Source organism: Sphingomonas sp. ID1715, assembly GCF_013044515.1.
In the GTDB taxonomy this organism is placed as follows: Bacteria; Pseudomonadota; Alphaproteobacteria; order Sphingomonadales; family Sphingomonadaceae; genus Sphingomonas_B.
This window is the reverse complement of sequence record NZ_JABEPR010000005.1, coordinates 26,246-48,195: the sequence shown is the minus strand read 5'-3', so window position 1 is coordinate 48,195 and position 21,950 is coordinate 26,246. Positions and strand designations below refer to the sequence as shown.

Genomic DNA, 21,950 nt, shown 5'->3' with positions numbered 1-21,950 from the left:
CTGCTGTGATTGCGAAGAATCCGAGCGTTACCGCTACGAAGATGAGGTCGCCCATATTTGCCACCTGCCGGTTAGAATGGATCGTTGACGCTCAGAAGCGCTCAGGCTTCATGAGGGCGTAGAAAAGGTAGATGAAGAGGCCGACCGCGCAGGCGCCGGCCAGAACAATCACAAGGGTTGCGGTCACGAGGGTTCTCCAAACAGCGCGACGACGCCGAACGATCGTCTCTTCGTGCGAGAGCGCGGACGCACGCGGCTCAGTAGACGCGCAGATCTCGGCTCCTCGGCCAGAAAGTTGCTGAGCATTTTGGCTGCAGCTCCAGTTTAGTGTCAGTCTGCGGGACGCCTTTAAGACGTTGCACGTAAAGGCGGCGCTGAGTTTTTATGCCCGTGTATAAGGATGGCGTAAGGAAGCATGTCACAGCCACCGCCCGCGACGTTTCTTGGCCGACCATGAATAGATGAATGCGAGTGAAGTGGAGTACGCACTGGAACTGGCGAATGAGGGTTGCGTTTACGCGGTCTTTGCGGTCGCCCCTCGAAACTCTACGTGATCCTTATGTCACCCGGGGTAAGCAGCGTTCTATAGCATCGCGTTCGACTCGACGCGTTCCAATTACAGGTAACGCCGAGATGCGCTGTAGCTTCCATCCCCACCGACATCGCTGCGTAGCCCGGCCCTTCTGGCGGTGAAGGCCTTTGAGCTAGAGCTTAGGCACATACGATACGTTGTGACGGCCGCCCGGTTCGGAAGCTTTCGCAAGGCATCCTCACGCCTTGGCGTGCGGGAGTCGACGATCAGTCGGCAGGTCAGAAACTTGGAAGACGGGTTAGGCTCCAGCTTATTTCTTCGCAAAAGGTCCGGCGTTTCGCTAACGCAAGCTGGGTCTATTTTTGTCGAGCATGCCCAAGCCGCGCTGAACGAGATTGATCGTGCGGTAGGCGATGTCGGCACGATCGGTCGCGGCAGGTCCGGTACGGTTCGCGTCGGCCTGTCATCTCCGCTCGCAACCGGGTTCCTCGGGGAGCTGCTTATTCGCTTTTGTCATCAACATGAAGCAGTGCAGCTTGAGTTTGTGGAAGGCACACATACACATCTCTTCGAGGACTTAGAGCGCGGCAATCTCGATATCGCGTTCATGGCCGCGCCGCTTGACACTGGCAGCCTCGCCACCAAACGGCTGTGGACCGAGGATGTGTTTGTCGTCTTGTCGGAGAATGATGCACTCACGAAAAAGAGCGAAATCGCGTGGAGTGACATCAGGCTGAAGCAGTTTCTGGTGACCGAAGCTGCGCCGGGACGCGATATCGAAGCGTTCGTTTTCCGGCACCTCTCATCCATTGGATATTCGCCACGGATACAGCGTGACCGCGTGTCGTCACAGACCCTGATGCAGTTGGTTGCGATCGGCAGAGGCATCTCGATAGCGAGCCAATCGGTCGCGGAGACGTCGTTCCCCGGCATCACCTATCGGAAGCTCGAAGGTTGCGCGCTGCCCTTCTCCGCGGTTTGGTCGACCGAAAACGATAACCCGCCCTTTCGTCGGCTGCTGAGCTTGACGGCCGGGCAAGCCGCTACCGCATAATGGTCGAAGTCGCCCGTGCTGAGGTTCGTTACCGCCAGGCGGTCTAAGCCGCGTCAAACAGTGCGGACGCTGCTCAAATATATATGCAATCCTTACGGCTCAACGTCAGATAAAGCGCCGACTTTATACGCGTAAAATTAGTGCTTCGCTGCATCTGCCCAAGCAAATGGGGATGCATATATGCCCGGACGTGCCGATTTCTCTGCTATTCGCAAGTCGACGCCGCGACACAAACGGTGGTTGACATCGCCCTCGACCCTGGCGCTTGGAGTGGCGTGCGCTACGCTCTTCGGCGCGAGCGCGGCATATGCAGATCCGGTTCCGTCACCGAGTTTTGCTGGCCCCCTCGTCCCTAATCCTGACGCCATCGCGCTTGAGGCAGGACCGTTCGGTCAGATTCTGGTGTCGGGCCAAGTGACGGGCATTGGCGTCGCGCAGACCAATGCAACGCACGCCGGCGGGATCGGCAACCGCGATGGCTTCGTCGATATCAGCAACGCGCAAGTCCAGTTTCAAACGACCCGGGGCCCTCTACAGTTCTATGTTCAGACGGGCATTTACTCCATCCCTTCGCTGGGTACGTCTTACCTGAAGGCAACCGAAGCGACGGAACAGCTTTTTGGTCCGGTTCCAGTGGCGTACGCGAAAGCGGTGATATCGCCCGAACTATCCGTGTCTGCCGGATTACTGCCGACGATGGTCGGCGCGGAGTCGACGTTCACCTTCCAAAACGTCAATATCGAGCGCGGCTTGCTGTGGAATCAGGAGCCGGCCATCAGCCGCGGCGTCCAAGTGAACTACGCCAAGGGAGCCGTCAGTGCAGCGGTCTCGCTTAACGACGGCTACATTTCGGGAAAGCTGAACTGGCTCTCGGGCACGCTTTCCTACGCGTTTGATTCCTCGAATTCGCTGAGCTTCGTCGGCGCTGGTGCGCTATCGCGTAATGACAAATCCTCCTTCGCGACGCCTTTGGCGCAGAACAATAGCAGCATTTTCAATCTCATTTACACCCATACGAGCGGTCCGCTCACGCTGACGCCGTATCTCCAATACAGCCACGTTGGCCGCGATGATCAGCTCGGCATCAATCGTTCCGCAGATACCTACGGCGGGGCGCTGCTCGTTAAATACGCGATCGACAAGGAGTGGTCGCTCGGCGCGCGGGCTGAGTATCTGAAGACTAGCGGGGGAAGATGCGGATCGGATGCGTCGTGTGCGCCAACGAACTTGCTTTATGGTCCCGGAAGCAGTGCCTGGTCGCTGACCTTCACGCCGACTTATCAGAAAGGCATATTCTTCGCGCGAGGAGAGGTGTCGTACACCCGGATCGGGAACCTCGAGGCGGGCTTTGGCTTCGGTCGTGACTTCGATCGACGCGATCAGGTGCGCGCGCTGATCGAGACAGGCATACTTTTTTGAAGGCCGCACCGCGCTATCGCGCACGTGCGAGCTGATCGATGGGACCCGCGAACGCATAGTTGGCGCGATGAGGGCAGCGAGCATTCATGATGCCGCATCTAGACGCGGAGTCGCGCCTGACGCTCCGACGCTTCGCTACAAAACTCTGCGTCTCCTCTATTATTGGGCTATACAGCCGGGCGCATTATTTCCCAATGGTGTCGCTCGTACTCTCGCTTTACTCGATCTGTAGCGTCGTCTTTGCGATCACGCTCGGTGAGAAATTCCTGAGGCGTGATGGGTTCAACCATTGGGACGAGGCGCTGTGGCTGCTTTTGGTTAGCACCGCTGTTCGCGTCATACACGGAATATACTGAGGGGTCGTCCCCGTCAGTCCGGAGCTGACTTCCTGGCGGCTGTGAACGCGCGATCGGTCGCGATGAAACGCTGCAACATCGGCGCTATGAGCTTGATCGGATCTGAAATGGTTTGCCCCTGTTCGCGCCCCAGGACCTCCGCGTAGAGCACCAAGTCGCGATGCAGCGAGGCCGGCAGTTCGAGCGACACCTTAACAGCCTTGTCTTCCAAGAGCGCGCCAAGCTTGAGCTTCGCCATGATCACCCTCCATATGGTTCGAGTACCAGATCCCGCGTCACGATCACCCTGACCGGGAAGCCCGGCCGGATCGTGAGCGTCGGAGCGACGTTAAGCTGGCGGCGAACGATCTGCTGACCGGCATCGTTGATCGTGTCTTGGCCACCGTTGCGGATGGCTCGCAGCAGCCGGTCTTGATCATCGACGGCAAGTTCAGCACCGACGTTGAGGAGTGTGGACAGACCAGCGGCCTTGGCGAGATCCCACCAGTGGTAGTCCACGCCATCTTGAAGGCCGGCAAATCCTTGGGAGTCAGCTCCGGGTTGGCGTTCTAGCACGATCGAACGACCGTTCGGGAAAATCAGCCGGTTCCAGACCAAGAGCACGCGGCTCTGTCCGAATTGCACGCTGTTGTCGTACTGGCCCACGACGCGCGTGCCCTGCGGCACGAGAAGGATTCGCCCGGTCGGGCTGTCGTAGATGTTCTCGGTCACCTGCGCCGTGATCTGTCCAGGTAGATCGGAACGAATTCCGGTGATGAGCGCAGCCGAGATGACGGCGCCGGCTTGCAGAACGTTCGGAGATGGCGGCGCGACGACTCGATCGGGCGCCACCGTCCTGCGATCGGGCGCGGCATTGAGGAAGGCGTTCTGACGATCCTGGGCCGAAGGCGTTGCCGGCGGCGGCGCGAGCCCGAGGCTGGCGAGGTTTGGCGTCGGCGGAGGCACGACGGCCGGCGTTGTTGCGGGGGCACCGGCGCGGGACTCCGACCCGGAGAACAGCCGGCTGGTCCGGGCGGTTTCGATTTCCTGAAGGCGCCGCTGCTCCTCTTGACTAAGCCCGGGATTCGGAGTCGCGATGCCAGGGGCCGGAACAGGCTGTCCGCCGTTCGCCGGGCTGAGCATCGGCCGGCCGAGATCGCCGGGAAGCGGTGGACCGAGCCGAGGAACACCGCTGTAATCGCGCGGCAGGCCCGCGAGCCCGTCAGCCGTCGAGCGATTCTCGGTCGAGTAGAGTTCCTCATTGGGTCGGCCGCTGTCGCGGGTTTGAAGCGCGTAGATCAAGGCGCCACCGAGGCCGAGGCTCGCGACCAGGCCCACGCCAGCCAGGACCTTGCGCGATAGCCGGGTGACGCGGGGTGGATCCGCGCGCAGCCGCATCGGCGCCGCGCTGGCCGGTTCGCCGGTCAACGGCTGCGCGTCGTCGTCGGGCGCATCCTCATTCCGGAGAGGGTTCTCGCTCACGAAGTCGGCCTCCCGTCGGTGCGGGTGATGCGAACGCGCCGCTGCCGATCGCCGGAACCAAACCGCAGTTCAGCGGCGGCGAAGAGGCGGTCGACGATCATGTGGTGCCCGCGCACGCGGTAGTTCACCAACTCTGAGGTGTCGCCTTCCGCGCCAACGACGAAGAGCGGCGGCATTTCGCCCTGACCGATGCCGCGGGGAAACTCGATGAAGACCTGGCGACCATCATCGAAAGCGCGCAAGGGACGCCAGGGTGCCCGATCACCATCGATCGCATAGCGGAAGTTGACGTTGGCAAGATCGACACCGCTCGCCACAGGCTGCGCCGCCTGAGCCTCGGCGTTCTGCCGGCGCAGCGCAATGAGCTGGTCCTGCGGGTACTGCCAGGAGACCGATGCCATATAGGTGCGCTCGGTCGACCGAAGCTCCATGTGGTACGTGCGCATGTTGGTGTTGATGACGAGGTTGGTCATCAGTTCGGCGCGGGTCGGCTTCACCAGGATATGGATCTGCCGCGTCGCACCCGCGCCGCTCTCGGTGTCGCCGATGATCCAGCGCACGGTGTCGCCGGCGGCGACGGGGCCGGAGCCGACGAGCTGCTCGCCCGGCTGCAACGCGATATCGGTGATCTGACCGACGGCGGTATAGACCTGATAGAGCGCGCCTTGGGTGAAGGGATAGACCTGCATCGAATTGATGAAGCCATCGCGCACCGGCTGAATGCGCGCGGCGGCGTTGGCCTGGTTCACTCGCGCCGTCGGATCAGCGGGCTCGGCCGGACGCCGCGATGGCTCGACGCGCTGCAACTGGCCGGGCAGCGGCAGCGGGCGCGGCAGCTCGACCACGGTGACAGGTGCAGGCGAATCGACAGTCTGCACGGCGGGAGCCGCGTTGTCGTAGGAAATCTCGGGCGGCGGCGTGGTAGTGGCGCAGCCAGCGAGGGCGGTCGTCGCCAGCAGGATCGCCGGGATTGCGGCTCTGCGGAGAGCCGGAAATGCGAGACTGTGTGAAGCCGGGTTTCCGGCTTTACGGAAAGACGGCTTCATTGCCCAAGCTCCCGTGACCAATTTATTGCGTTGACGTAGATGCCGAGCGGGTTCGCCCGGAGGCGATCGGCGTTGCGGGGGATCTGGACCACGATCGTCAGGATCGCGGTCCAGCGCGTGGTCTCGGCGAGTTGGCCGTTTTCGTAGCGGCGCTCGACCCAGGCAACGCGAAAGCTGTCGGGTGACGCGCGAATGACGCTGGAGACATCGACGGCGATCTGCTGGCGGCCTACCTTCGCGAACGGGTCGTTCGACCGCGCGTAGTCGTTCAGGGCCGCAGCGCCGCGATCGGTCGTGAAATCGTAAGCTCGCAGCCAGTTTTGGCGGACGATGATGGCGTCCGCGGGAATCGATCGGACCTGCTCGATGAAGCGCGCGAGGTGAAAGGCGATTTGCGGATCGGTCGGACGATAGTCCGCCTGAGCGGGGGCAACCGCTTGCGCCTGGCCGAGCCGGTCGACTTGGACCACCCAGGGCACGATGGTCCCGCGGGCTGACTGTACGACGAGCGCGGTGGCGAATCCGGCTGACAGGAGCAACGAGCCAAACGCCATCAATCGCCAATTTTTGGCCTGGATGCGTGATGCGCCGATGCGCTCGTCCCAAACTTGGGCGGCGCGCTGATAAGGCGTCTCCGGCTCGGGGGCCTTGCCGTAATGGGTAGAGGGTCGTTTGAACATCAGCGATCGCCTTCGGACAGGTTGACGGACGAGCCACCGCCATGTGCGTCGCCTGAGCGAACGGCATGGGCTGTGGCCTGCGCGGCGTGGGTCATGTGTTGGGAGCGCCGCATGCGTTGCGCCCAGGCCGGAGCGCCGCCAGCGCTCGCGGGCGCTGCTCCGTCGCCGGCGGCATCACCGCCAATCGAGCCCATGGTGGAAGTTCCGCCTGTGGCCCCGAATGCCGCCTTGCCGCCAGCGCTGAAGCTGGAACGCATGCTTTCGGCAGCGCGCGACGCGGCACGGCGCAGCGGCGACACGGCGGCGCTGCCGCCGGCGCGGGCGACCCCGCCGAGCCCGGAAGCGACGCCGGCTGCACCGGACTGTCCGGCTGCGCCAAGGCTATATGCGGTCGATGCGCCACCCGCGAACGCGGCGCCGCCCCGAGCGGCGGCGGCGGCGCCACCAGCCAGTGCGGCACCGCCGGATGCGGCCGCGCCGACGGCGCCGGCGCCGAGAGCGACCATGCCACCGGCGGCAAGGCCCGTCCCGACGGCGGCGCCGGCGCTGAGTTGAGGACCGCCTGAGACGATCCCGCTGGCGATGCCGGGACCGAAGATGCCAAGACCGAGTAGCGACAGAGCGGCCAGCACGATCGCCATCGCTTCATCAATCGAGGGGTTCTGGCCGCCGAAACCGGACGTGAATTCGGAGAAGAGCGTCGAGCCGATGCCGATGATGACGGCCAGCACCAAGACCTTGATCCCGGACGAGATCACGTTGCCAAGCACTCGCTCGGCCATGAAGGCCGATTTGCCGAACAGGCCGAACGGGATCAGCACGAAGCCGGCGAGCGTTGTCAGCTTGAACTCGATGAGCGTGACGAAGAGCTGGATGGCGAGGATGAAGAAGGCGAGAAGCACCAGCGCCCAGGCCAGGAACATGCAGGCGATCTGGATGAAGTTCTCGAAGAACGACCAGTAGCCCATCAAGCTGGAAATGGAATCGAGCAGCGGCCGGCCGGCGTCCAGACCCGTCTGTGCGACCTTGCCCGGACGCAAGAGATCGGCCGTGGTGAAGCCTGTTCCACTGGCTTTGAGGCCGAGGCCCGCGAAGCTTTCGAAGATGATGCGGGCGAGGTTGTTCCAGTTGCCGATGATGTAGGCGAAGACACCGACGAACAGCGTCTTTTTGACCAGCCTGGCCAAGATGTCGTCCTCGGCGCCCCAGCTCCAGAACAGCGCGGCCAGCGTCACGTCGATCACGATCAACGTGGTCGCAATGAAAGCGACCTCGCCGCTGAGCAGTCCGAAACCGCTGTCGATGTAGCGGGTGAAGACCTCGAGGAAATGGTCGATAACGCCGGTGTTGCCCATGACGTTACCGAGCCTCGTCGAGCTGTGGGGTGAGGGTTGGCGCGGCGGGCGGCGGCATCGGAGGGTTGCGCTCATCAGGCTGAGGGGTGAGGCTCTCTCGCGGCGCGGACGGCATGTCCGGCAAACGCTCGGCCGGGCGGGCACCGGGCGCGAGGAAGCGGTTTCGGTTCTCGGCCCATGCGCGGCGGCACGCCGGATCGCGCGGTCCGTCTTCGCCGAGCGCCTGGCAGCGGATCAGGGCGTCGCGCAGCGGATCGACCCGCGCTTGAACGGCGCGGCCTGACGACCAAGACGCTGGCGCCTCCTCTTTCCGCGTCATCTCGATCGCGGTCGCGGTGATCGCGACGGCGACGAACACCGCCGCGCCGATCCTTGCGAGCATCTTGCCGTCCATGGCCGCGGTCTCAGTTGCCGTTCGGGAACATGCGGGCGTTGCCCGGCTGGTAGCCGCTGCCAGGCGTCAGGAAGCGACGGCGTTGCTCACGACCCTGCTCGGCCGCGGCCGCACGCTCGGCCTCGGACAGACTCTGCGCACGGCCGTTGGCGGCCACGACCGCGGTGAGGTCGGCAAGCTGCTGCGCCTGCAGGGCGAGAAGCTGGTTGCCGGCCTGGGTCGCCTGCAGCGCACCGGTCGCGCCCTGGCTCTGCCCGACAAGCGCGGACATCTCGCTACGGTTGGTGTCGATGTTGCCGACAACGCCGGCCTGGACGCGCATGGCGTCCTGCAAACCGCCGACGGTGTTCTGCCAGCGTTCACGCGCCTGCGCGACAAGCGCCTGATCGGAAGCCGACATCGATGCATTTCCGTAGGTGGTCTGGAACGCGCGATCGATTTGCTGGACGTTGAGGGCGATGCCCTGCGCCTGTTGCATGAGCTGCTGCGTGCGCTGTACCGATTGCTGAAGCTGCTGAAGCGACGAGTATGGCAGGCTCGCAAGGTTGCGGGCCTGATTGATCAGCATTGTCGCTTCGTTCTGAAGCTGCGTGATCTGCTGGTTGACCTGCTGGAGCGTCCGCGCAGCCGTCAGCACATTCTGCGCGTAGTTCGTCGGATCGTAGACGATGCCGCCGAATTGGGCCGCAGCTGGCGTGCTGATAAAGAGCGAGATAGCGACTGGTGTCGCAGCGATGATCGTGGCGAAACGCAGTGCGCGAGAGCGCGAACGGAATGAGCGTGTCATGAGAATACCTCCTGATGGGCTTGGGGGATGACGTTGGTGAGGTTGGGAATGAGATCGGCAGCCCAGGCGAGCCGGCTCGAGATCAGCCATTCGGAGAGGAAGCCGTCGGTGCCGCTTCGCGCGTGAACCTCGGCGATCAGCGCTTGGTGCTGCTTGGATGAGGCTGCGCACAGCGCCAGCGCGACATCGGATAGTCCGAGCTCGAACAGGCGGTTGCCGCGCCGCGACTGGCAGTAATACTCGCGCTTCGGCATGGCGCGGGCGAGGATCTCGATCTGCCGGTCATTGAGACCGAAGCGGCGATAGATGGCGGTGATCTGCGGCTCGATCGCGCGCTCGTTCGGCAGAAGGATGCGTGTCTGGCAGCTCTCGATGATCGCCGGTGCAATCGCCGAGCCGTCGATGTCGGAGAGCGACTGGGTGGCGAAGATGACGCTGGCGTTCTTCTTGCGCAGCGTCTTCAGCCATTCGCGGAGCTGGCCGGCGAATGCCTCATCGTCGAGCGCGAGCCAGCCTTCATCGACGATCAGGAGCGTCGGCCGTCCGTCGAGGCGGTCCTCGATGCGGTGAAAGAGATAGGCGAGCACGGCGGCGGCGGCGCCGGTTCCGATCAGTCCTTCAGTCTCGAACGCCTGGACGTTGGCCTCGCCGAGATGCTCGGCCTCTGCGTCGAGGAGGCGGCCATAGGGTCCGCCGACGCAGTAGGGTCGCAACGCCTGCTTCAGGTCGTTGGACTGGAGCAGGACGGACAGGCCGGTCAACGTGCGCTCGGAGACCGGCGCCGACGCCAACGAGGACAGCGCCGACCACAGGTGTTCCTTGACCTCGGGCGTGACGGACACGCTTTCGCGCGCCAGGATTGCGATCAGCCAGTCCGAGGCCCATGCGCGCTCTGCGACGTCGTCGATCCGGGCAAGCGGCTGGAGCGACACGCTGTCTTCGGCGCCTTCGGTGAGGCCGCCGCCGAGATCGTGCCAGTCGCCGCGCATCGCGAGCGCCGCGGCCCGGATCGACCCGCCGAAGTCGAAGGCGAAAACCTGGGACTGCGGATAGCGCCGGAATTGCAGCGCCATGAGCGCGAGCAGTACGGATTTGCCGGCGCCGGTCGGACCGACGATCAACGTATGGCCGACATCGCCGACATGGATGGAAAGCCGGAACGGGGTCGAGCCTTCGGTTCTGCCGTAAAGCAGTGGGGGTGCATCGAAGTGCTCGTCCCGTTCCGGTCCCGCCCACACCGCTGACAGCGGGATCATGTGGGCGAGATTGAGTGTGCTAATGGGGGGCTGGCGGACATTGGCGTAGACATGGCCGGGCAAGGAGCCGAGCCAGGCGTCTACGGCATTGATGGTCTCCGCCATCGCGGTGAAATCGCGCCCCTGAACGACCTTCTCGACCAGCCGCAGCTTCTCGGCGGCGATGCGCGGATCGTCGTCCCATACGGTGATGGTGGCGGTGACATAGGCTTGGCCGGCATAGTCGGCGCCGAGTTCCTGCAGCGCCATGTCGGCGTCGGCCGCCTTGTTGGCCGCATCGGTGTCGACGAGCGCCGAGGCTTCGTTGGTCATCACCTCCTTGAGAATGGCGGCGATGGACTTGCGCTTGGCGAACCATTGCCGACGGATCTTGGTCAGCAGCTTGGTCGCATCGGTCTTGTCGAGAAGGATGGCCCGCGTCGACCAGCGATAGGGAAAGGCCAACCGGTTCAACTCGTCGAGAATGCCGGGCGTCGTCGCGGTCGGGAAACCGACGATGGTGAGGATACGCAGGTGCGTTTGCCCGAGGCGGGGTTCGAGTCCGCCGGTCAGCGGTTGATCGGCCAGAAGAGCGTCGAGATACATCGGCGTCTCAGGGACGCGGACACGATGACGCTTCGTCGAGATGGTCGAATGCAGATAGGTGAGTGTTTCGGCGTCATCGAGCCACGCGCATTCCGGCATGAAGGCGTCGATCAGGTTCAAGATACGATCGGTACGATCGACGAAACCGCGCAGCACTTCGCGCGCGTTGACGCCGCCGTGGTCGCGACCCTCGTATAGCCATGCTTCGGCACGCGCCGCGTCTTCGGCCGGCGGCAGATAGAGGAAGGTGAGGAAATAGCTGGACTCGAAGTGCGCGCCTGCTTCCTCGAAGTCGGCCTTGCGTTCGGCGTCGACCAGCGCAGAGGCGCTGTCGGCGAACAGGCTGGAGGGATAGGTCGCGGCGTCGTGGCGTTGCGCTTCGACGAAGATGGCCCAGCCGGAGCCGAGACGTCGGAAAGCGTTGTTGAGCCGGCCCGCGACTGCGACCAGCTCGGCCGGCACGGCGCTGTCGAGGTCAGGACCGCGGAAGCGCGCAGTACGCTGCAGGCTACCATCCTTGTTGAGGACGACGCCTTCTCCGACCAGGGCGACCCAAGGCAGGAAATCGGCAAGCCGCGTATTGCGATTGCGATATTCGGCAAGGTTCATCATCGCGTCGTTCCCTCAGACCGACAGGTGACCGGGGACGCGTAGATGCTTGCGCACGACGTCGACGAACTGCGGATCGCGTTTGGCCGCCCAGACCGCCGCGAAATGCCCCACAGCCCAAAGCCCGAGGCCGACTAGCCATAGGCGAAGGCCGAGGCCGAGCGCGGCCGCCAGCGTGCCGTTGAGGATGGCGAGCGAACGCGGCGCGCCGCCGAGCAGGATGTGCTCGGTCAGCGCCCGGTGTACGGGAACGGAGAAGCCCGGCAGCTCGCCGCCATGATCCGCGCCGTCAGCCATCAGACGAGCGCCCCGCCGCCAAACGAGAAGAACGACAGGAAGAAGCTCGACGCCGCGAACGCGATCGACAGGCCGAACACGATCTGGATCAGCTTGCGGGCGCCGCCCGACGTGTCGCCGAACGCGAGCGTCAGACCAGTGATGATGATGATCATAACGGCGATGATTTTCGCGACCGGCCCCTCGATCGATTCGAGGATTTTTTGAAGCGGCGCCTCCCAGGGCATGGACGAGCCCGAAGCGTGGGCGGCGGGTGCCAAAGCGAGCGAAAGAAAAATCATGCACACCGCTGAGGCGATGTGCCGGCGGATACGCAAAGCGTGTTTGATCATGACGGGTCTCCTGCGGAGGGCTGGCTTGCGGGGGTGATACGGTAGTCGCCCTCAGGGCCGAGACCTTCGACGCGGGCGAGTTCGGCCAGGCGACGCGAGGCGCCGCGGCCGGAGAGCACGGCGACCAGATCGATCGTCTCGGCGATCAGCGCGCGCGGGACGGTGACGACGGCTTCCTGGATTAGTTGTTCGAGACGCCGCAGCGCTCCGATCGCGGTGCCGGCATGGATCGTTCCGACGCCGCCTGGGTGCCCGGTGCCCCATGCCTTCAACAGGTCGAGTGCTTCGGCACCGCGGACCTCGCCGATCGGAATGCGATCCGGCCGCAGGCGGAGCGAAGAGCGGACCAGATCGGAGAGCGAGGCGACGCCGTCCTTCGTCCGCATCGCCACCAGATTGGGCGCAGCGCATTGCAGCTCGCGCGTATCTTCGATCAGGACCACGCGATCCGAGGTCTTCGAGACCTCGGCGAGCAGAGCGTTGGTGAGCGTGGTTTTGCCGGTCGAGGTGCCGCCGGCGACGAGAATGTTGCGCCTGTCGGCAACGGCTTGACGGAGGGTTTCGGCCTGACCAGCCGACATGATCCCGGCCGCCACATAGTCGTCCAGGGTGAACACCGCGACGGCGGGCTTGCGGATCGCGAAGGCCGGCGCGGAAACGACCGGGGGCAACAGCCCTTCGAACCGCTCTCCTGTTTCGGGCAGCTCGGCCGAAACGCGTGGAGCGCCGGGATGCACCTCGGCGCCGACATGATGCGCGACCAGGCGAATGATGCGCTCGCCATCGGCGGGCGACAGTCGTTCACCCGTATCGGAAAGACCTTCCGACAGCCGGTCGACCCAGAGCCTCCCATCGGGGTTGAGCATCACCTCGACGATCGCGGGATCTTCGAGAAACGTGGCGATCGCAGACCCGAGGGCTGTGCGCAGCATTCGCGCACCGCGAAGAATCGCTTCCGATTTCTGGTGAGTTGCCGCCACGTCGTCCCCGTTCTCTTGCGGGTCCGCGATGTGCGGCCCTGGATCGGGGATGAGTAGAAGAGGAAGAAATCATGGCCTGACAACAACCGTCATGTGGTCGTCGTACTGTGGCGTACAAAGACAGGAGAACGGCGGAACGCTCGAATACTTGCGGCGCGCGCGTCAATGATTATTCCGCGTCGCGCGCGGGCGGGATGTCTTCCGAAATCTCCTGTCTGAGCTTCGGTCCTGTTGCGAGTCGACGGCCGAGCGCGGTCACGAAGTCATCATAGCGCTCCCCCGCCTTGGCGCGCGCCGCAAGCTGGGCCGGCTCGGGCAAGGGCGGATTGGACGTCAGCCAAAAGCGGATGAATACGGCGAGCGTCTCGACCGATATGCCGAGATCGCGCTCCATGCGCGCCATACGCCGGTCGAGCTGGTCGAGCCGCTTTGTCGTCGCCGCTTCCTGCCGCTCCGCAGCGTCGGGTGATAGGAAAGACGCGATGCCGGCCTCGGCGACCAGCGAAAGGGACACGTCGCGCCGCGCGGCATGGACAGCGAGCGCCTTCATGACGTCCGGATCGAGATAGACGGAAAGACGCTGCTTCTTCGGAGGCTTGCTCATCGGCGCCTCCTAAAGCTCGATGCCGTCGCCCGGATCCAGCGACGCCTGTCGAGCGACCTGGCGCATGGTCTGGGTCATGCGGCTGAGGCGAGCGGCGTCCTCCTCGACTTCATCGCGAGGATCGATCTCGAACTCGTTCTCGATGACCGGCTTACGCTCGACCGTCTTGGTGCGGCTCAGCTCAGGCTGGTGCCGCCGCTCCGAATCCGTGGGATCATCATCTCCTGCATCCTCCGCAGCGACGGGCGTGTTCAGCACCGGGCGTTCGGGCAAAGCCAGCGTGCTCCAATCGTCGGCCCTCGCGGTTGTCGGCTTGGTGAGTGCGGGCGGCGTCAGGATACGTTCCTGAAACCTGCGATCCTCGTAGTAGCGCGCCTTCTTGGCGCGGATCGGTGGAATGCCGGCGACCATGACGATCTCGTCCGACGGCGGGAGCTGCATGATCTCGCCCGGCGTGAGCAGTTGCCGTGCGGTTTCCGAGCGCGACACCATCATGTGGCCGAGCCATGGCGACAGACGATGGCCGGCATAGTTCTTCATCGCCTTCATCTCGGTGGCAGTGCCGAGCGCATCCGAAACGCGTTTGGCGGTTCGCTCGTCATTGGTGGCGAAGCTCACCCGCACATGGCAGTTGTCGAGGATCGAGTTGTTCGGGCCGTAGGCCTTCTCGATCTGGTTCAGCGATTGCGCGATGAGGAAGGCCTTCAGGCCATAGCCTGCCATGAAGGCAAGCGCGCTCTCGAAGAAGTCCAGGCGGCCGAGCGCGGGAAACTCGTCGAGCATCAGCAGCAGACGATGGCGCTGGCCCTTGGCGTGCAGGTCCTCGGTCAACCGGCGCCCGACCTGATTCAGGATGAGACGGATGAGCGGCTTGGTCCGGTTGATGTCGGAAGGCGGCACGACGAGGTAGAGCGTGGTCGGATGCTTGCCGCCGACCATGTCGGCGATGCGCCAATCGCAGCGGCGGGTGACCTCGGCGACGACGGGATCACGATACAGGCCCAAGAACGACATCGCGGTCGACAGCACGCCGGACCGCTCGTTGTCGGATTTGTTGAGCAGCTCGCGGGCCGCGCTGGCGATGACGGGATGCGGGCCGGCCTCGCCGAGATGGGCGGTTTTCATCATCGCCGCGAGCGTCGACTCGATCGGCCGCTTCGGATCGGACAAGAATGCGACGACGCCGGCCAGGGTCTTGTCAGCCTCTGCATAGAGAACGTGAAGGATCGCCCCGACCAGCAAGGCATGGCTGGTTTTTTCCCAGTGGTTGCGCTTCTCAAGCGATCCTTCCGGATCGACCAGGATGTCGGCGATATTCTGCACGTCGCGGACTTCCCATTCGCCGCGCCGCACCTCGAGCAGAGGGTTATATGCGGCCGACTTCACGTTGGTCGGATCGAACAGCAGCACGCGACCGTGGCGGGCGCGATAGCCGGCGGTCAGCGTCCAGTTCTCGCCCTTGATGTCGTGAACGATCGCCGAGCCCGGCCAAGTCAGCAGCGACGGCACGACGAGTCCGACGCCCTTACCGGAGCGGGTCGGCGCGAAGCACAGCACATGCTCCGGACCGTCATGGCGGAGGTAGTCGCGATCATGCTTGCCGAGGACGACGCCATCCGGCCCCAGCAATCCTGCGGCTTTCACCTCGTCAGGGCGGGCCCAACGGGCAGAGCCATAGGTTTCGACATTCTTCGCTTCGCGCGCGCGCCACACCGACATGCCGATCGCGACGGCGATGGAGATGAAGCCGCCTGATGCGGCGATGTAGGCGCCCTCGACGAAGATGGGCGGGGCATAGGCGTCGTAGAAATACCACCACCAGAAGAAGGATGGCGGATAGTAGATCGGCCAGCCCGCCAATTCAAACCAGGGGCCCCCGAGTTGAGGCTGAAAGCCCAGACGATAGGCGGTCCACTGTGTCGCGGCCCAGGTGGTCATCAGCACGATCAGGAACACGGTGAGGATCTGGCCCCAGAGGATTTTCGTCGCCGACATGGCAGGCACTCCGTTCTTGGTTGGGCTACATGCCGAGGCCGCGATTGCGACCGAAGCTCCAGTCGACGCCGCCAGCCCCGCGCGAGATGCCGGATACGTGCTGGCCGATGTGGCGTTCGAGGGATGGCGACCAGGGGACGAGCTGGAAGCCGAGGCCGTCGTCGATCATGGCGAAGCGGCCCGATGCGAGCGCGAAGCGCTGGCGATAGGTGCCCGCGACATACTCGCCCGCTCCAGCCTTCGAGAATGGCCGGCCGGTCTCGGCCGCGAGTTTTTGCCCCAGCGCTTCGACCTCACGTTGGCGCAGCGCTTCGATCAGTCCCGACGAGAAACTGACGCCCCGGCTCTGCCGCTCGGCGAGCCCTTCGCTGATGAGATGGTCAGCCCGCCGGTCCATCGCCTGACGCACCTCGGCGCCGAAGCCGCCGCCGCCAAGCGCGACCGGCTCGCGGGCGATGGCCTGCCGGTCTAGCCAGGTGGCGCCGGTCGCATGAACCTGCCGCTCGATGTCGAGATCGGAGCGGACGGCGAGCGCGACGCGGCGACGGCCCTGCGCGTCGTCGAACTTGCGCAGCTCGACGATCGAACCTGGGGCGCTGTCGCCGGCTGCGTCGAGATCGGGAAGCTTGATGTGATGGGTGCGCCCGTCGGTGCCGTCGACCACGGCGTAGGCTGTCCCCTTCAGCTCGTCGTCGAGGCCGCGATCGACCAGCCGACCGATGAGGGGATCGTCAACGCTCTCGCCGGCGAGCACATAGCTGGCCGCCCCGCGTTCGATACCGCGCTCGCTCAGGCCGCGATGAATGCGCTTGATAATGTCGCCGCGCTCGCCCAGCTCGCGCAGCGTCGCCTCGGCATTATCCGAGACGACCCATTGGCCGGGGCCGATCTGATCTGCAAGGCCGAGCGTCTCCAGCTTCCGCAAGCGGCCAACCTTCATCGCATGGAATTCGTCCGGCTGGCGGTCGGGATGCGGGGCGAGGTCGACGACGCCGGTGCGATAGGCATCACGCGAAAGCTGGCGGTCTAGGTTGGTCCAGCGCTCTGCGCCGACCTGCCGCTCAAGGTTGCGGCGGATCTCGTGGTCGGTGCGCGGCCCCAGCTCCTGGGTGACGAGATCCTGCGCGCGGGCGCGCATGCCTTCCTTGATGTAGTCGCGGGAGATGACGAGGTCCTGGCCGTCGTCGGTCCGACCCCGCAGGATGATGTGGACGTGGGGATTGTCGGTGTTCCAATGATCGACGCCCACCCAGTCGAGTTTCGTGCCGAGATCCTTTTCCATCTGCCCCATCAGGTCGCGGGCGTAGGCCTTGAGGTCGGACATCTCCGTGGCGTCCTCGGGCGAGACGATGAAGCGGAAATGATGACGATCGTCATGGGTCCGCTCGGCGAAGGCCTTCGGGTCGGCGTCCTCGGTCTCGGAACCGAACAGGCGCGCCTTCTCTCCATCCCGGGTCACGCCCTCGCGCTTGAGATAGCTGAGGTGCGCGCTGAGCGGCGCGATCCGAGCGCCATGACGGACGACTCGCGTCTTGATCACCGTGTTGCGCGATCGGCTGGTGAGCAGCCGGTTGGCCTGGACGGTCGCGCGCTGACCGCGCCCGAACCGCGAGCGGTTGCTCGAGCTGATCTTGCCGGAGCGGGAGACGCTGCCGCCGGCCCGCTGCGCGGCCGCCAAGGCCTGCGCGATGAAGGGCCGCGCCTGCTGAGCCCGGGTGGAGCGGATGCGACCAGGCCGGATGCGGAAATCGTCCTCGCCGCTCATGGCCGAGGCCCCGCACATCGCGCGAAGGCGCCGAAATTCTTGCGGAAATCGGGAAAGCGCAGGCTGTGCCGATCAGGCGCACCTCGCGCGGACGCGGAATAAGTCACTGAAAACACACGACCGCACCAAGCCGCACCTCGCGCGCTTTTATCTCGCCATCGTGCGGTTGTGCTGACTGCTCCTCCTGCGCGGACCGCCTTCCGTCCGCGAGACCACGCTATGGTGCGATGCGGCACGAACGCGATCATCGGGGGCCTCCATAGGCATTGCGCGCCACGAAAAGCCCATCGGATTGGGATGCGATCGCGCCCGGATCGGTCGTTGCGGCGTCGCCGGGCGCGCTTCCGCGACGCACTGGCGTTGCAGTCGCGCTGCTGGCAGACTGCACGACGAAGAGCGGCGCCCGCGTCCATGCGAGCGGATCGGCTGCAGCCACCCTGACGGGCCCGGCGAGTTCGCCGCCGCCGACAACGGGGGCGAGCGCGGCGACATAGGCGCGCGTTTCGGCAGGTAATAGTCGGCCGGCGAGATACTCCTCGTAACGACCGGGACCGGCGTTATAGGCCGCCAGGAAGCCGGGCGAACCGTAGCGATCGTGCATCTCGCGCAAATACGCCGCTCCGGCCAGGATGTTGTCGCGCGGGTCGTAGGGATTGCCGCCGAGCCGATGCCGGACGCGGAGTTCGGCCCAAGTGGCGGGCATTATCTGCATCAAACCCATCGCGCCGGCCGACGATATCGCGCGCAGATCGCCCGCGCTTTCGACGCGCATCACTGCACGAATCCACGTTTCGGGAACGCCGAACCGCTGTGCGGCCTCGGTGATGTAGGTGGCGTACGGCTCGCTTTGCGACGACCGCTCTGCCGGCGTTTTTTGCGCGCTGGCGGGGCCGGTTACCGGCATCGCTAATAACAGGCCGGAAAGGAGGAGGAAGGTTGTACGTCGGAGGGCGATCCTCCCCCCGACGACAGGTTGAATGCGGGCAGCGGACATCGCTCAGTCCCGCTCGCCGCGCTTTGGCGGGCGGTTCCAGTGCAGGCCCCAGGCGGATTTGTCGTCGGCCGACTGAAACAGGTTGGCGCGGATCGGATGTTCAAAGGTCGGATCGTCGAGTTGCAGCGATACGTACTCGCCAGCTTTCTCGCCGGTGCGCTTCCAGCCGGCGCCGATCTCCGCGCCGGTCTCGTTGCTGTTGGTGTCGAGCACATGGACGCGGAAGTCTGGCGCGTTCTCCGCATCGGACGGTTCGGCCGCGACGATGATGACGTCTTGGTGTAGAGACAGCGTCGTCAGGTGGCCGATGAAGCCGTCATTTTCGCGTATGAATTGACCGATCACGGGCATTGGTCGTCTCCTTCAGATTGCGGTGGACAGGGTCATGGGCGCGCCGTCACCGCGTCGGCGCGCGCCAGACGAAGCGGCCATCGCCGTCCTCGTCGGTGTAGAGAGGGGTGGCCCGGCCGATCACGGCGGAGGCCGGAAGCGGGCCGAAATAGCGACCGTCGAGGCTGTCGCGGACTTGCCAGTTCATCAGGAACAGTTCGCCGGCCGCGACCGAGCGGCAGCCCTGCCACACCGGGAGCGGGCGACCGCGACGATCGCGATCGAGCGCGTCGCCCATCGGCACGCCGTCGACGGTGATGGCGAGCCCGGTCCGGCAAACGCGCTGACCCGGGACCGCGGCGACGCGCTTTAAAAGCGGCACGCCGCGCGGCAGGTAGCCGCCATCGGACAGGAAGGTTGCGAGCGGCTCGGGCGCGTCTACGGCCACAAGATCGGTCACGTCGACCGCGCCCACATCGCCGATCGTGTAGAAGCCGACCGGCGTGCTGGCGGACGCGTTCCAGATCAGGCGCGGCGCGAACGAAGCGATCGAAGCTACGCCGATAAGCGAGACGGCCGCCGTCGTGATGACGGCGTAGGAGAGCCGGGTCATGCGCCGATCCTCCGACGCAGGAGAAAGGCGCGATGCTGGCGCGGACCATAGGCGCGCGGTGTTTCGCCGACGGTCATTCGGTTGTGGACGTGGCGCCAGTGGTCCGGCGAGACCTCGATCGGGTCGATGCCGCGCGCTTCGATGGCGTCGATGAGCTGGAGCATGCGCTCAACCTTCGGCCAGCCATCGACGTGCAGCAGGACCTCTGCGCCAGGCGTCACCGTCGGGACCGTCTGACACGGCGCGTCGCACTCGACTGTGCGCAGGATGTCGAGGCGCGAGACGACGGTGCCGTGTTCGTTCGCCGCCCAGCGCACCAGCGCGAGGACGTTGCCGGGAGGGAAGAAGAGGATGCGGCGGCGGCGGTCGAGGATCTGCTCGCGCTGCTCGCGACCGAAGCGAATCCAGTGTTCGGTCTGCTTCTCGACCCAGACGAGTTCGACTTGGGTGAACGCTTCGGGCGGCGGCTCGGCGGCAGCACGGCCGACGCGCATTGGCGCGGCGACGAGGCCGGTCATTGTCCTTCTCCTGACGGGGGTGGGAATTCACGCTCGAACAGCGCGCGCAGCATGTCGGCGACGGTCTGGCCGCGCTGGAAGGCGGCGATTTTGATGCGGCCCCGCATGTCCGCGGTGACGTCGATCGTCAGCCGCGCCGAGAAATCCTCGCTGGGGTGAGCCCGAAGGGAATGACGGCCGGGCGCCTTGATCCAATCTTCGGGATCGGCAGGACGTGCCGCAAAGCTGCGCTTGGAGGACCGCTCGCTCATGCACCGACCCTCGCGACTTCCGCCGCGAGCGCGGTGATCTCGCGCGCGCCAGGGCAATCCTCGTCCTGCTCGGCGGCGAGCCGACCGGTTTGCACGACGTCGGCAAACACGATGCGCTGGCCGATCGTGGTCGAGAGCAAAGGCGGGTGTTGATCCGCCAGCGTCTCGGCGGTCTCGCGGGCCAGGATCGTGCGAGCGGCGCAGCGGTTCAGCACGAAGCGCGCGGCGAGCTGCGGGCGATAGACGCGCGCCTCGCCGAGCAGCGCCAGCATTTCGGCCGACGCCCAGCCATCTAGCGGCGACGGCTGCACCGGGATCAGCACGAGATCGGCAGCAAGCAGCGCCGAGCGCATCAGGCCGGCGACGCGCGGCGGTCCGTCGATGACGACGTGGTCGACATCGCGCGCCAGCTCCGGGGCTTCTCGGTGGAGCGTATCGCGGGCCAGACCCACGACACCGAACAGCCGCTCCAGGCCTTCCCGGGCGCGCTGCTGCGACCAGTCGAGCGCTGAGCCTTGTGGATCGGCGTCGACCAGTGTGACACGCTGCCCACGTCGAGCCCATTCACCGGCCAGATGCAGGGCGAGCGTCGTCTTGCCGACGCCGCCCTTCTGGTTGAGCAGCGCCACGATCATGACGGTCTCCCGGCGATCGGGAACTCGTCCACAGCGGCCGAAAAACGCGGTCGCGTTAGAAAGATTCCGTAGGAATCTAGGTTAGATAAGTTACGGGGCTCGCAAGCTGCTGATTCAGCGCGAGGAATCGACGATTTCGGTCCCCGATAGCACGAGAGTCCGGTCCCCGATGGCACGATAGTGCCGGTCCCTGATAGCACGAGGCGATTCACAGCTTATCCCCAGGGTAAGATTTGGCGCGGCGACGGCGGCGCGGGATGCCAAGGGAATCCGGATCGGTCGGCACGAAGGAGAGGATTTCCGGACCGCCGAGGCACTGCTCGATCGTCAGCCGGTAACCGGGCAGCGGCTGGCGCTTGACGATGTCCCGCAGGTCGTAGGCAAAATGCTTGAGCGGCGAGAGGCTGCCCGACTTGGCGTGCAGATGGGGGAAGTCGAAGCTCCAGCCGAACTCCTGCTTGCCACCATGTTTGCGCACCAGGCGGTACAGCCAGCGTTCGAGGCCGCCGGTCAGGCCGAAGTAATTGCGGTCGATCGTCAGCACGAGTGCGTCGTCGAGCACCGCGCCATAGAACCAATCGGGCACGATCAGTTCGATACCGAGCGGGCGGCCGCGATGATCGGCGCGCTCCTTCCATTCGTTGATCCAAGAGAAGCGATGCATTCGCCGCTCGGTCGGCTGGCGAATCGAGGTCGCGACGGTGGTCGACTGGAGCCGGTCGAGCGCTGCCTTGAGGCGGTCGTAGTCGCGCAGCGACACGCCGCGGCCGATGAAGTTGAGAATCTCGTAAGGGGTGGTCGCCATCAGACGCGACGGGCGGAGCCCAACGTCGCGCGCCTCGACGATCTGTGACGCGGCCCAGATCAGGACGTCGGCGTCCCATATGGTCGCCATGCCATGCTCGGCGACGGCTTCGACGCGAATCTTCACCGCGCCGGCCTTGAAGTCGATCGGCGCCAAGCGCTTCGACTTGGCGAGCGAAAAGAACGGATAGGCCATGAGATCCTGCGCGTCGCGGGGCGCGAGATCGCCGGGCAGCGCCCGGAACAGATCGAGTTGCGCGCGCTCGCCGCTGTGATGCTGATGACTGGGCGACATGCG

The 21,950-nt window shown here is 65.0% G+C and carries 24 protein-coding genes; 2 read left to right on the top strand and 22 right to left on the bottom strand.

What is annotated here, in order from left to right:
* Positions 1-91: 91 nt before the first annotated feature.
* Complete coding sequence (gene kdpF / locus HJG53_RS13125; RefSeq protein ID WP_163540569.1) at positions 92-187, bottom strand: K(+)-transporting ATPase subunit F; 96 nt, start codon at positions 185-187, stop codon at positions 92-94.
* 502 nt (positions 188-689) lie between these two features.
* Here kdpF and HJG53_RS13120 point away from each other — a divergent pair.
* Together HJG53_RS13120 and HJG53_RS13115 are read left to right on the top strand one after the other, a co-directional pair.
* Complete coding sequence (locus HJG53_RS13120) at positions 690-1,586, top strand: LysR substrate-binding domain-containing protein (RefSeq protein WP_322431473.1); 897 nt, start codon at positions 690-692, stop codon at positions 1,584-1,586.
* Positions 1,587-1,766: 180 nt separating this feature from the next.
* Entirely contained in the window at positions 1,767-3,005 is a 1,239-nt protein-coding gene (locus HJG53_RS13115) for an outer membrane beta-barrel protein (RefSeq protein ID WP_171131303.1), read from the top strand.
* A 369-nt stretch (positions 3,006-3,374) separates the two neighbouring features.
* On the opposite strand, the gene HJG53_RS13110 is transcribed toward HJG53_RS13115, so the two are convergent.
* The 21 genes from HJG53_RS13110 to HJG53_RS13010 all read right to left on the bottom strand — a co-directional run bounded on the left by HJG53_RS13110 (position 3,375) and on the right by HJG53_RS13010 (position 21,947).
* Positions 3,375-3,599, bottom strand: a complete 225-nt coding sequence (locus HJG53_RS13110) for a DUF2274 domain-containing protein (RefSeq protein WP_099957423.1) — start codon at positions 3,597-3,599, stop codon at positions 3,375-3,377.
* 2 nt (positions 3,600-3,601) lie between these two features.
* Positions 3,602-4,822, bottom strand: coding sequence for a TrbI/VirB10 family protein (locus HJG53_RS13105; protein ID WP_171131300.1), 1,221 nt, complete (start codon positions 4,820-4,822; stop codon positions 3,602-3,604).
* The gene (trbG, locus tag HJG53_RS13100) at positions 4,819-5,868 is read right to left on the bottom strand and encodes a P-type conjugative transfer protein TrbG (RefSeq protein WP_171131298.1); all 1,050 of its coding nucleotides are present in this window, start codon (positions 5,866-5,868) and stop codon (positions 4,819-4,821) included. Before trbG ends, HJG53_RS13105 begins: the two co-directional genes overlap by 4 nt.
* Positions 5,865-6,548: a conjugal transfer protein TrbF gene (trbF, locus tag HJG53_RS13095; RefSeq protein ID WP_099957426.1), complete on the bottom strand. Its 684-nt coding sequence runs from the start codon at positions 6,546-6,548 to the stop codon at positions 5,865-5,867. The genes trbG and trbF overlap by 4 nt, the downstream gene beginning before the upstream one ends.
* Complete coding sequence (gene trbL, locus HJG53_RS13090; RefSeq protein ID WP_171131297.1) at positions 6,548-7,903, bottom strand: P-type conjugative transfer protein TrbL; 1,356 nt, start codon at positions 7,901-7,903, stop codon at positions 6,548-6,550. The genes trbF and trbL overlap by 1 nt, the downstream gene beginning before the upstream one ends.
* A gap of 4 nt (positions 7,904-7,907) precedes the next feature.
* Complete coding sequence (gene trbK-alt / locus HJG53_RS13085) at positions 7,908-8,297, bottom strand: putative entry exclusion protein TrbK-alt (protein WP_171131295.1); 390 nt, start codon at positions 8,295-8,297, stop codon at positions 7,908-7,910.
* A gap of 10 nt (positions 8,298-8,307) precedes the next feature.
* Positions 8,308-9,084 carry a P-type conjugative transfer protein TrbJ gene (trbJ, locus tag HJG53_RS13080; RefSeq protein WP_171131293.1) on the bottom strand — a complete coding sequence of 259 codons (777 nt, stop codon included), beginning with the start codon at positions 9,082-9,084 and terminating at the stop codon, positions 8,308-8,310.
* The gene (gene trbE / locus HJG53_RS13075; RefSeq protein ID WP_171131291.1) at positions 9,081-11,537 is read right to left on the bottom strand and encodes a conjugal transfer protein TrbE; all 2,457 of its coding nucleotides are present in this window, start codon (positions 11,535-11,537) and stop codon (positions 9,081-9,083) included. Before trbE ends, trbJ begins: the two co-directional genes overlap by 4 nt.
* Positions 11,538-11,549: 12 nt before the next feature.
* Positions 11,550-11,831 (bottom strand): VirB3 family type IV secretion system protein, encoded by a 282-nt coding sequence (locus HJG53_RS13070; RefSeq protein WP_099957431.1) that lies wholly within the window; start codon positions 11,829-11,831, stop codon positions 11,550-11,552.
* Complete coding sequence (locus HJG53_RS13065; protein ID WP_168074010.1) at positions 11,831-12,163, bottom strand: TrbC/VirB2 family protein; 333 nt, start codon at positions 12,161-12,163, stop codon at positions 11,831-11,833. Before HJG53_RS13065 ends, HJG53_RS13070 begins: the two co-directional genes overlap by 1 nt.
* Positions 12,160-13,143, bottom strand: coding sequence for a P-type conjugative transfer ATPase TrbB (trbB, locus tag HJG53_RS13060; protein WP_171131289.1), 984 nt, complete (start codon positions 13,141-13,143; stop codon positions 12,160-12,162). Before trbB ends, HJG53_RS13065 begins: the two co-directional genes overlap by 4 nt.
* 169 nt (positions 13,144-13,312) lie before the next feature.
* On the bottom strand, positions 13,313-13,747 hold the full coding sequence (locus HJG53_RS13055; protein ID WP_171131287.1) for a CopG family transcriptional regulator: 435 nt from the start codon (positions 13,745-13,747) through the stop codon (positions 13,313-13,315).
* Between the two features lie 9 nt (positions 13,748-13,756).
* A complete protein-coding gene (locus HJG53_RS13050; RefSeq protein ID WP_171131285.1) occupies positions 13,757-15,742 on the bottom strand; it encodes a conjugal transfer protein TraG in 1,986 nt (661 codons plus the stop codon).
* A 25-nt stretch (positions 15,743-15,767) separates the two neighbouring features.
* On the bottom strand, positions 15,768-17,507 hold the full coding sequence (locus HJG53_RS13045; RefSeq protein WP_171131283.1) for a VirD2 family relaxase/mobilization nuclease: 1,740 nt from the start codon (positions 17,505-17,507) through the stop codon (positions 15,768-15,770).
* A gap of 244 nt (positions 17,508-17,751) precedes the next feature.
* A complete protein-coding gene (locus HJG53_RS13040; RefSeq protein WP_171131281.1) occupies positions 17,752-18,501 on the bottom strand; it encodes a lytic transglycosylase domain-containing protein in 750 nt (249 codons plus the stop codon).
* A 3-nt stretch (positions 18,502-18,504) separates the two neighbouring features.
* On the bottom strand, positions 18,505-18,852 hold the full coding sequence (locus tag HJG53_RS13035; RefSeq protein WP_171131279.1) for a DUF736 domain-containing protein: 348 nt from the start codon (positions 18,850-18,852) through the stop codon (positions 18,505-18,507).
* A gap of 46 nt (positions 18,853-18,898) precedes the next feature.
* A complete protein-coding gene (locus tag HJG53_RS13030; RefSeq protein WP_099957439.1) occupies positions 18,899-19,444 on the bottom strand; it encodes a S26 family signal peptidase in 546 nt (181 codons plus the stop codon).
* On the bottom strand, positions 19,441-19,962 hold the full coding sequence (locus HJG53_RS13025) for a DUF2840 domain-containing protein (RefSeq protein ID WP_171131277.1): 522 nt from the start codon (positions 19,960-19,962) through the stop codon (positions 19,441-19,443). The genes HJG53_RS13030 and HJG53_RS13025 overlap by 4 nt, the downstream gene beginning before the upstream one ends.
* Positions 19,959-20,213, bottom strand: coding sequence for a hypothetical protein (locus HJG53_RS13020; RefSeq protein WP_171131276.1), 255 nt, complete (start codon positions 20,211-20,213; stop codon positions 19,959-19,961). The genes HJG53_RS13025 and HJG53_RS13020 overlap by 4 nt, the downstream gene beginning before the upstream one ends.
* On the bottom strand, positions 20,210-20,848 hold the full coding sequence (parA, locus tag HJG53_RS13015) for a ParA family partition ATPase (RefSeq protein ID WP_171131274.1): 639 nt from the start codon (positions 20,846-20,848) through the stop codon (positions 20,210-20,212). The genes HJG53_RS13020 and parA overlap by 4 nt, the downstream gene beginning before the upstream one ends.
* A gap of 208 nt (positions 20,849-21,056) precedes the next feature.
* On the bottom strand, positions 21,057-21,947 hold the full coding sequence (locus HJG53_RS13010; RefSeq protein WP_171131272.1) for a replication initiator protein A: 891 nt from the start codon (positions 21,945-21,947) through the stop codon (positions 21,057-21,059).
* Between the last annotated feature and the right edge of the window lie 3 nt (positions 21,948-21,950).

Bases quoted from the DNA above. Each gene is read 5' to 3' on its own strand.
- HJG53_RS13115 (WP_171131303.1), top strand. From the start codon at position 1,767: ATGCCCGGACGTGCCGATTTCTCTGCTATTCGCAAGTCGACGCCGCGA.
- HJG53_RS13110 (WP_099957423.1), bottom strand. From the start codon at position 3,599: ATGGCGAAGCTCAAGCTTGGCGCGCTCTTGGAAGACAAGGCTGTTAAG.
- trbG (WP_171131298.1), bottom strand. From the start codon at position 5,868: ATGAAGCCGTCTTTCCGTAAAGCCGGAAACCCGGCTTCACACAGTCTC.
- trbF (WP_099957426.1), bottom strand. From the start codon at position 6,548: ATGTTCAAACGACCCTCTACCCATTACGGCAAGGCCCCCGAGCCGGAG.
- trbL (WP_171131297.1), bottom strand. From the start codon at position 7,903: ATGGGCAACACCGGCGTTATCGACCATTTCCTCGAGGTCTTCACCCGC.
- trbK-alt (WP_171131295.1), bottom strand. From the start codon at position 8,297: ATGGACGGCAAGATGCTCGCAAGGATCGGCGCGGCGGTGTTCGTCGCC.
- trbJ (WP_171131293.1), bottom strand. From the start codon at position 9,084: ATGACACGCTCATTCCGTTCGCGCTCTCGCGCACTGCGTTTCGCCACG.
- trbE (WP_171131291.1), bottom strand. From the start codon at position 11,537: ATGATGAACCTTGCCGAATATCGCAATCGCAATACGCGGCTTGCCGAT.
- HJG53_RS13070 (WP_099957431.1), bottom strand. From the start codon at position 11,831: ATGGCTGACGGCGCGGATCATGGCGGCGAGCTGCCGGGCTTCTCCGTT.
- HJG53_RS13065 (WP_168074010.1), bottom strand. From the start codon at position 12,163: ATGATCAAACACGCTTTGCGTATCCGCCGGCACATCGCCTCAGCGGTG.
- HJG53_RS13055 (WP_171131287.1), bottom strand. From the start codon at position 13,747: ATGAGCAAGCCTCCGAAGAAGCAGCGTCTTTCCGTCTATCTCGATCCG.
- HJG53_RS13050 (WP_171131285.1), bottom strand. From the start codon at position 15,742: ATGTCGGCGACGAAAATCCTCTGGGGCCAGATCCTCACCGTGTTCCTG.
- HJG53_RS13045 (WP_171131283.1), bottom strand. From the start codon at position 17,507: ATGAGCGGCGAGGACGATTTCCGCATCCGGCCTGGTCGCATCCGCTCC.
- HJG53_RS13040 (WP_171131281.1), bottom strand. From the start codon at position 18,501: ATGTCCGCTGCCCGCATTCAACCTGTCGTCGGGGGGAGGATCGCCCTC.
- HJG53_RS13035 (WP_171131279.1), bottom strand. From the start codon at position 18,852: ATGCCCGTGATCGGTCAATTCATACGCGAAAATGACGGCTTCATCGGC.
- HJG53_RS13030 (WP_099957439.1), bottom strand. From the start codon at position 19,444: ATGACCCGGCTCTCCTACGCCGTCATCACGACGGCGGCCGTCTCGCTT.
- HJG53_RS13025 (WP_171131277.1), bottom strand. From the start codon at position 19,962: ATGACCGGCCTCGTCGCCGCGCCAATGCGCGTCGGCCGTGCTGCCGCC.
- HJG53_RS13020 (WP_171131276.1), bottom strand. From the start codon at position 20,213: ATGAGCGAGCGGTCCTCCAAGCGCAGCTTTGCGGCACGTCCTGCCGAT.
- parA (WP_171131274.1), bottom strand. From the start codon at position 20,848: ATGATCGTGGCGCTGCTCAACCAGAAGGGCGGCGTCGGCAAGACGACG.
- HJG53_RS13010 (WP_171131272.1), bottom strand. From the start codon at position 21,947: ATGTCGCCCAGTCATCAGCATCACAGCGGCGAGCGCGCGCAACTCGAT.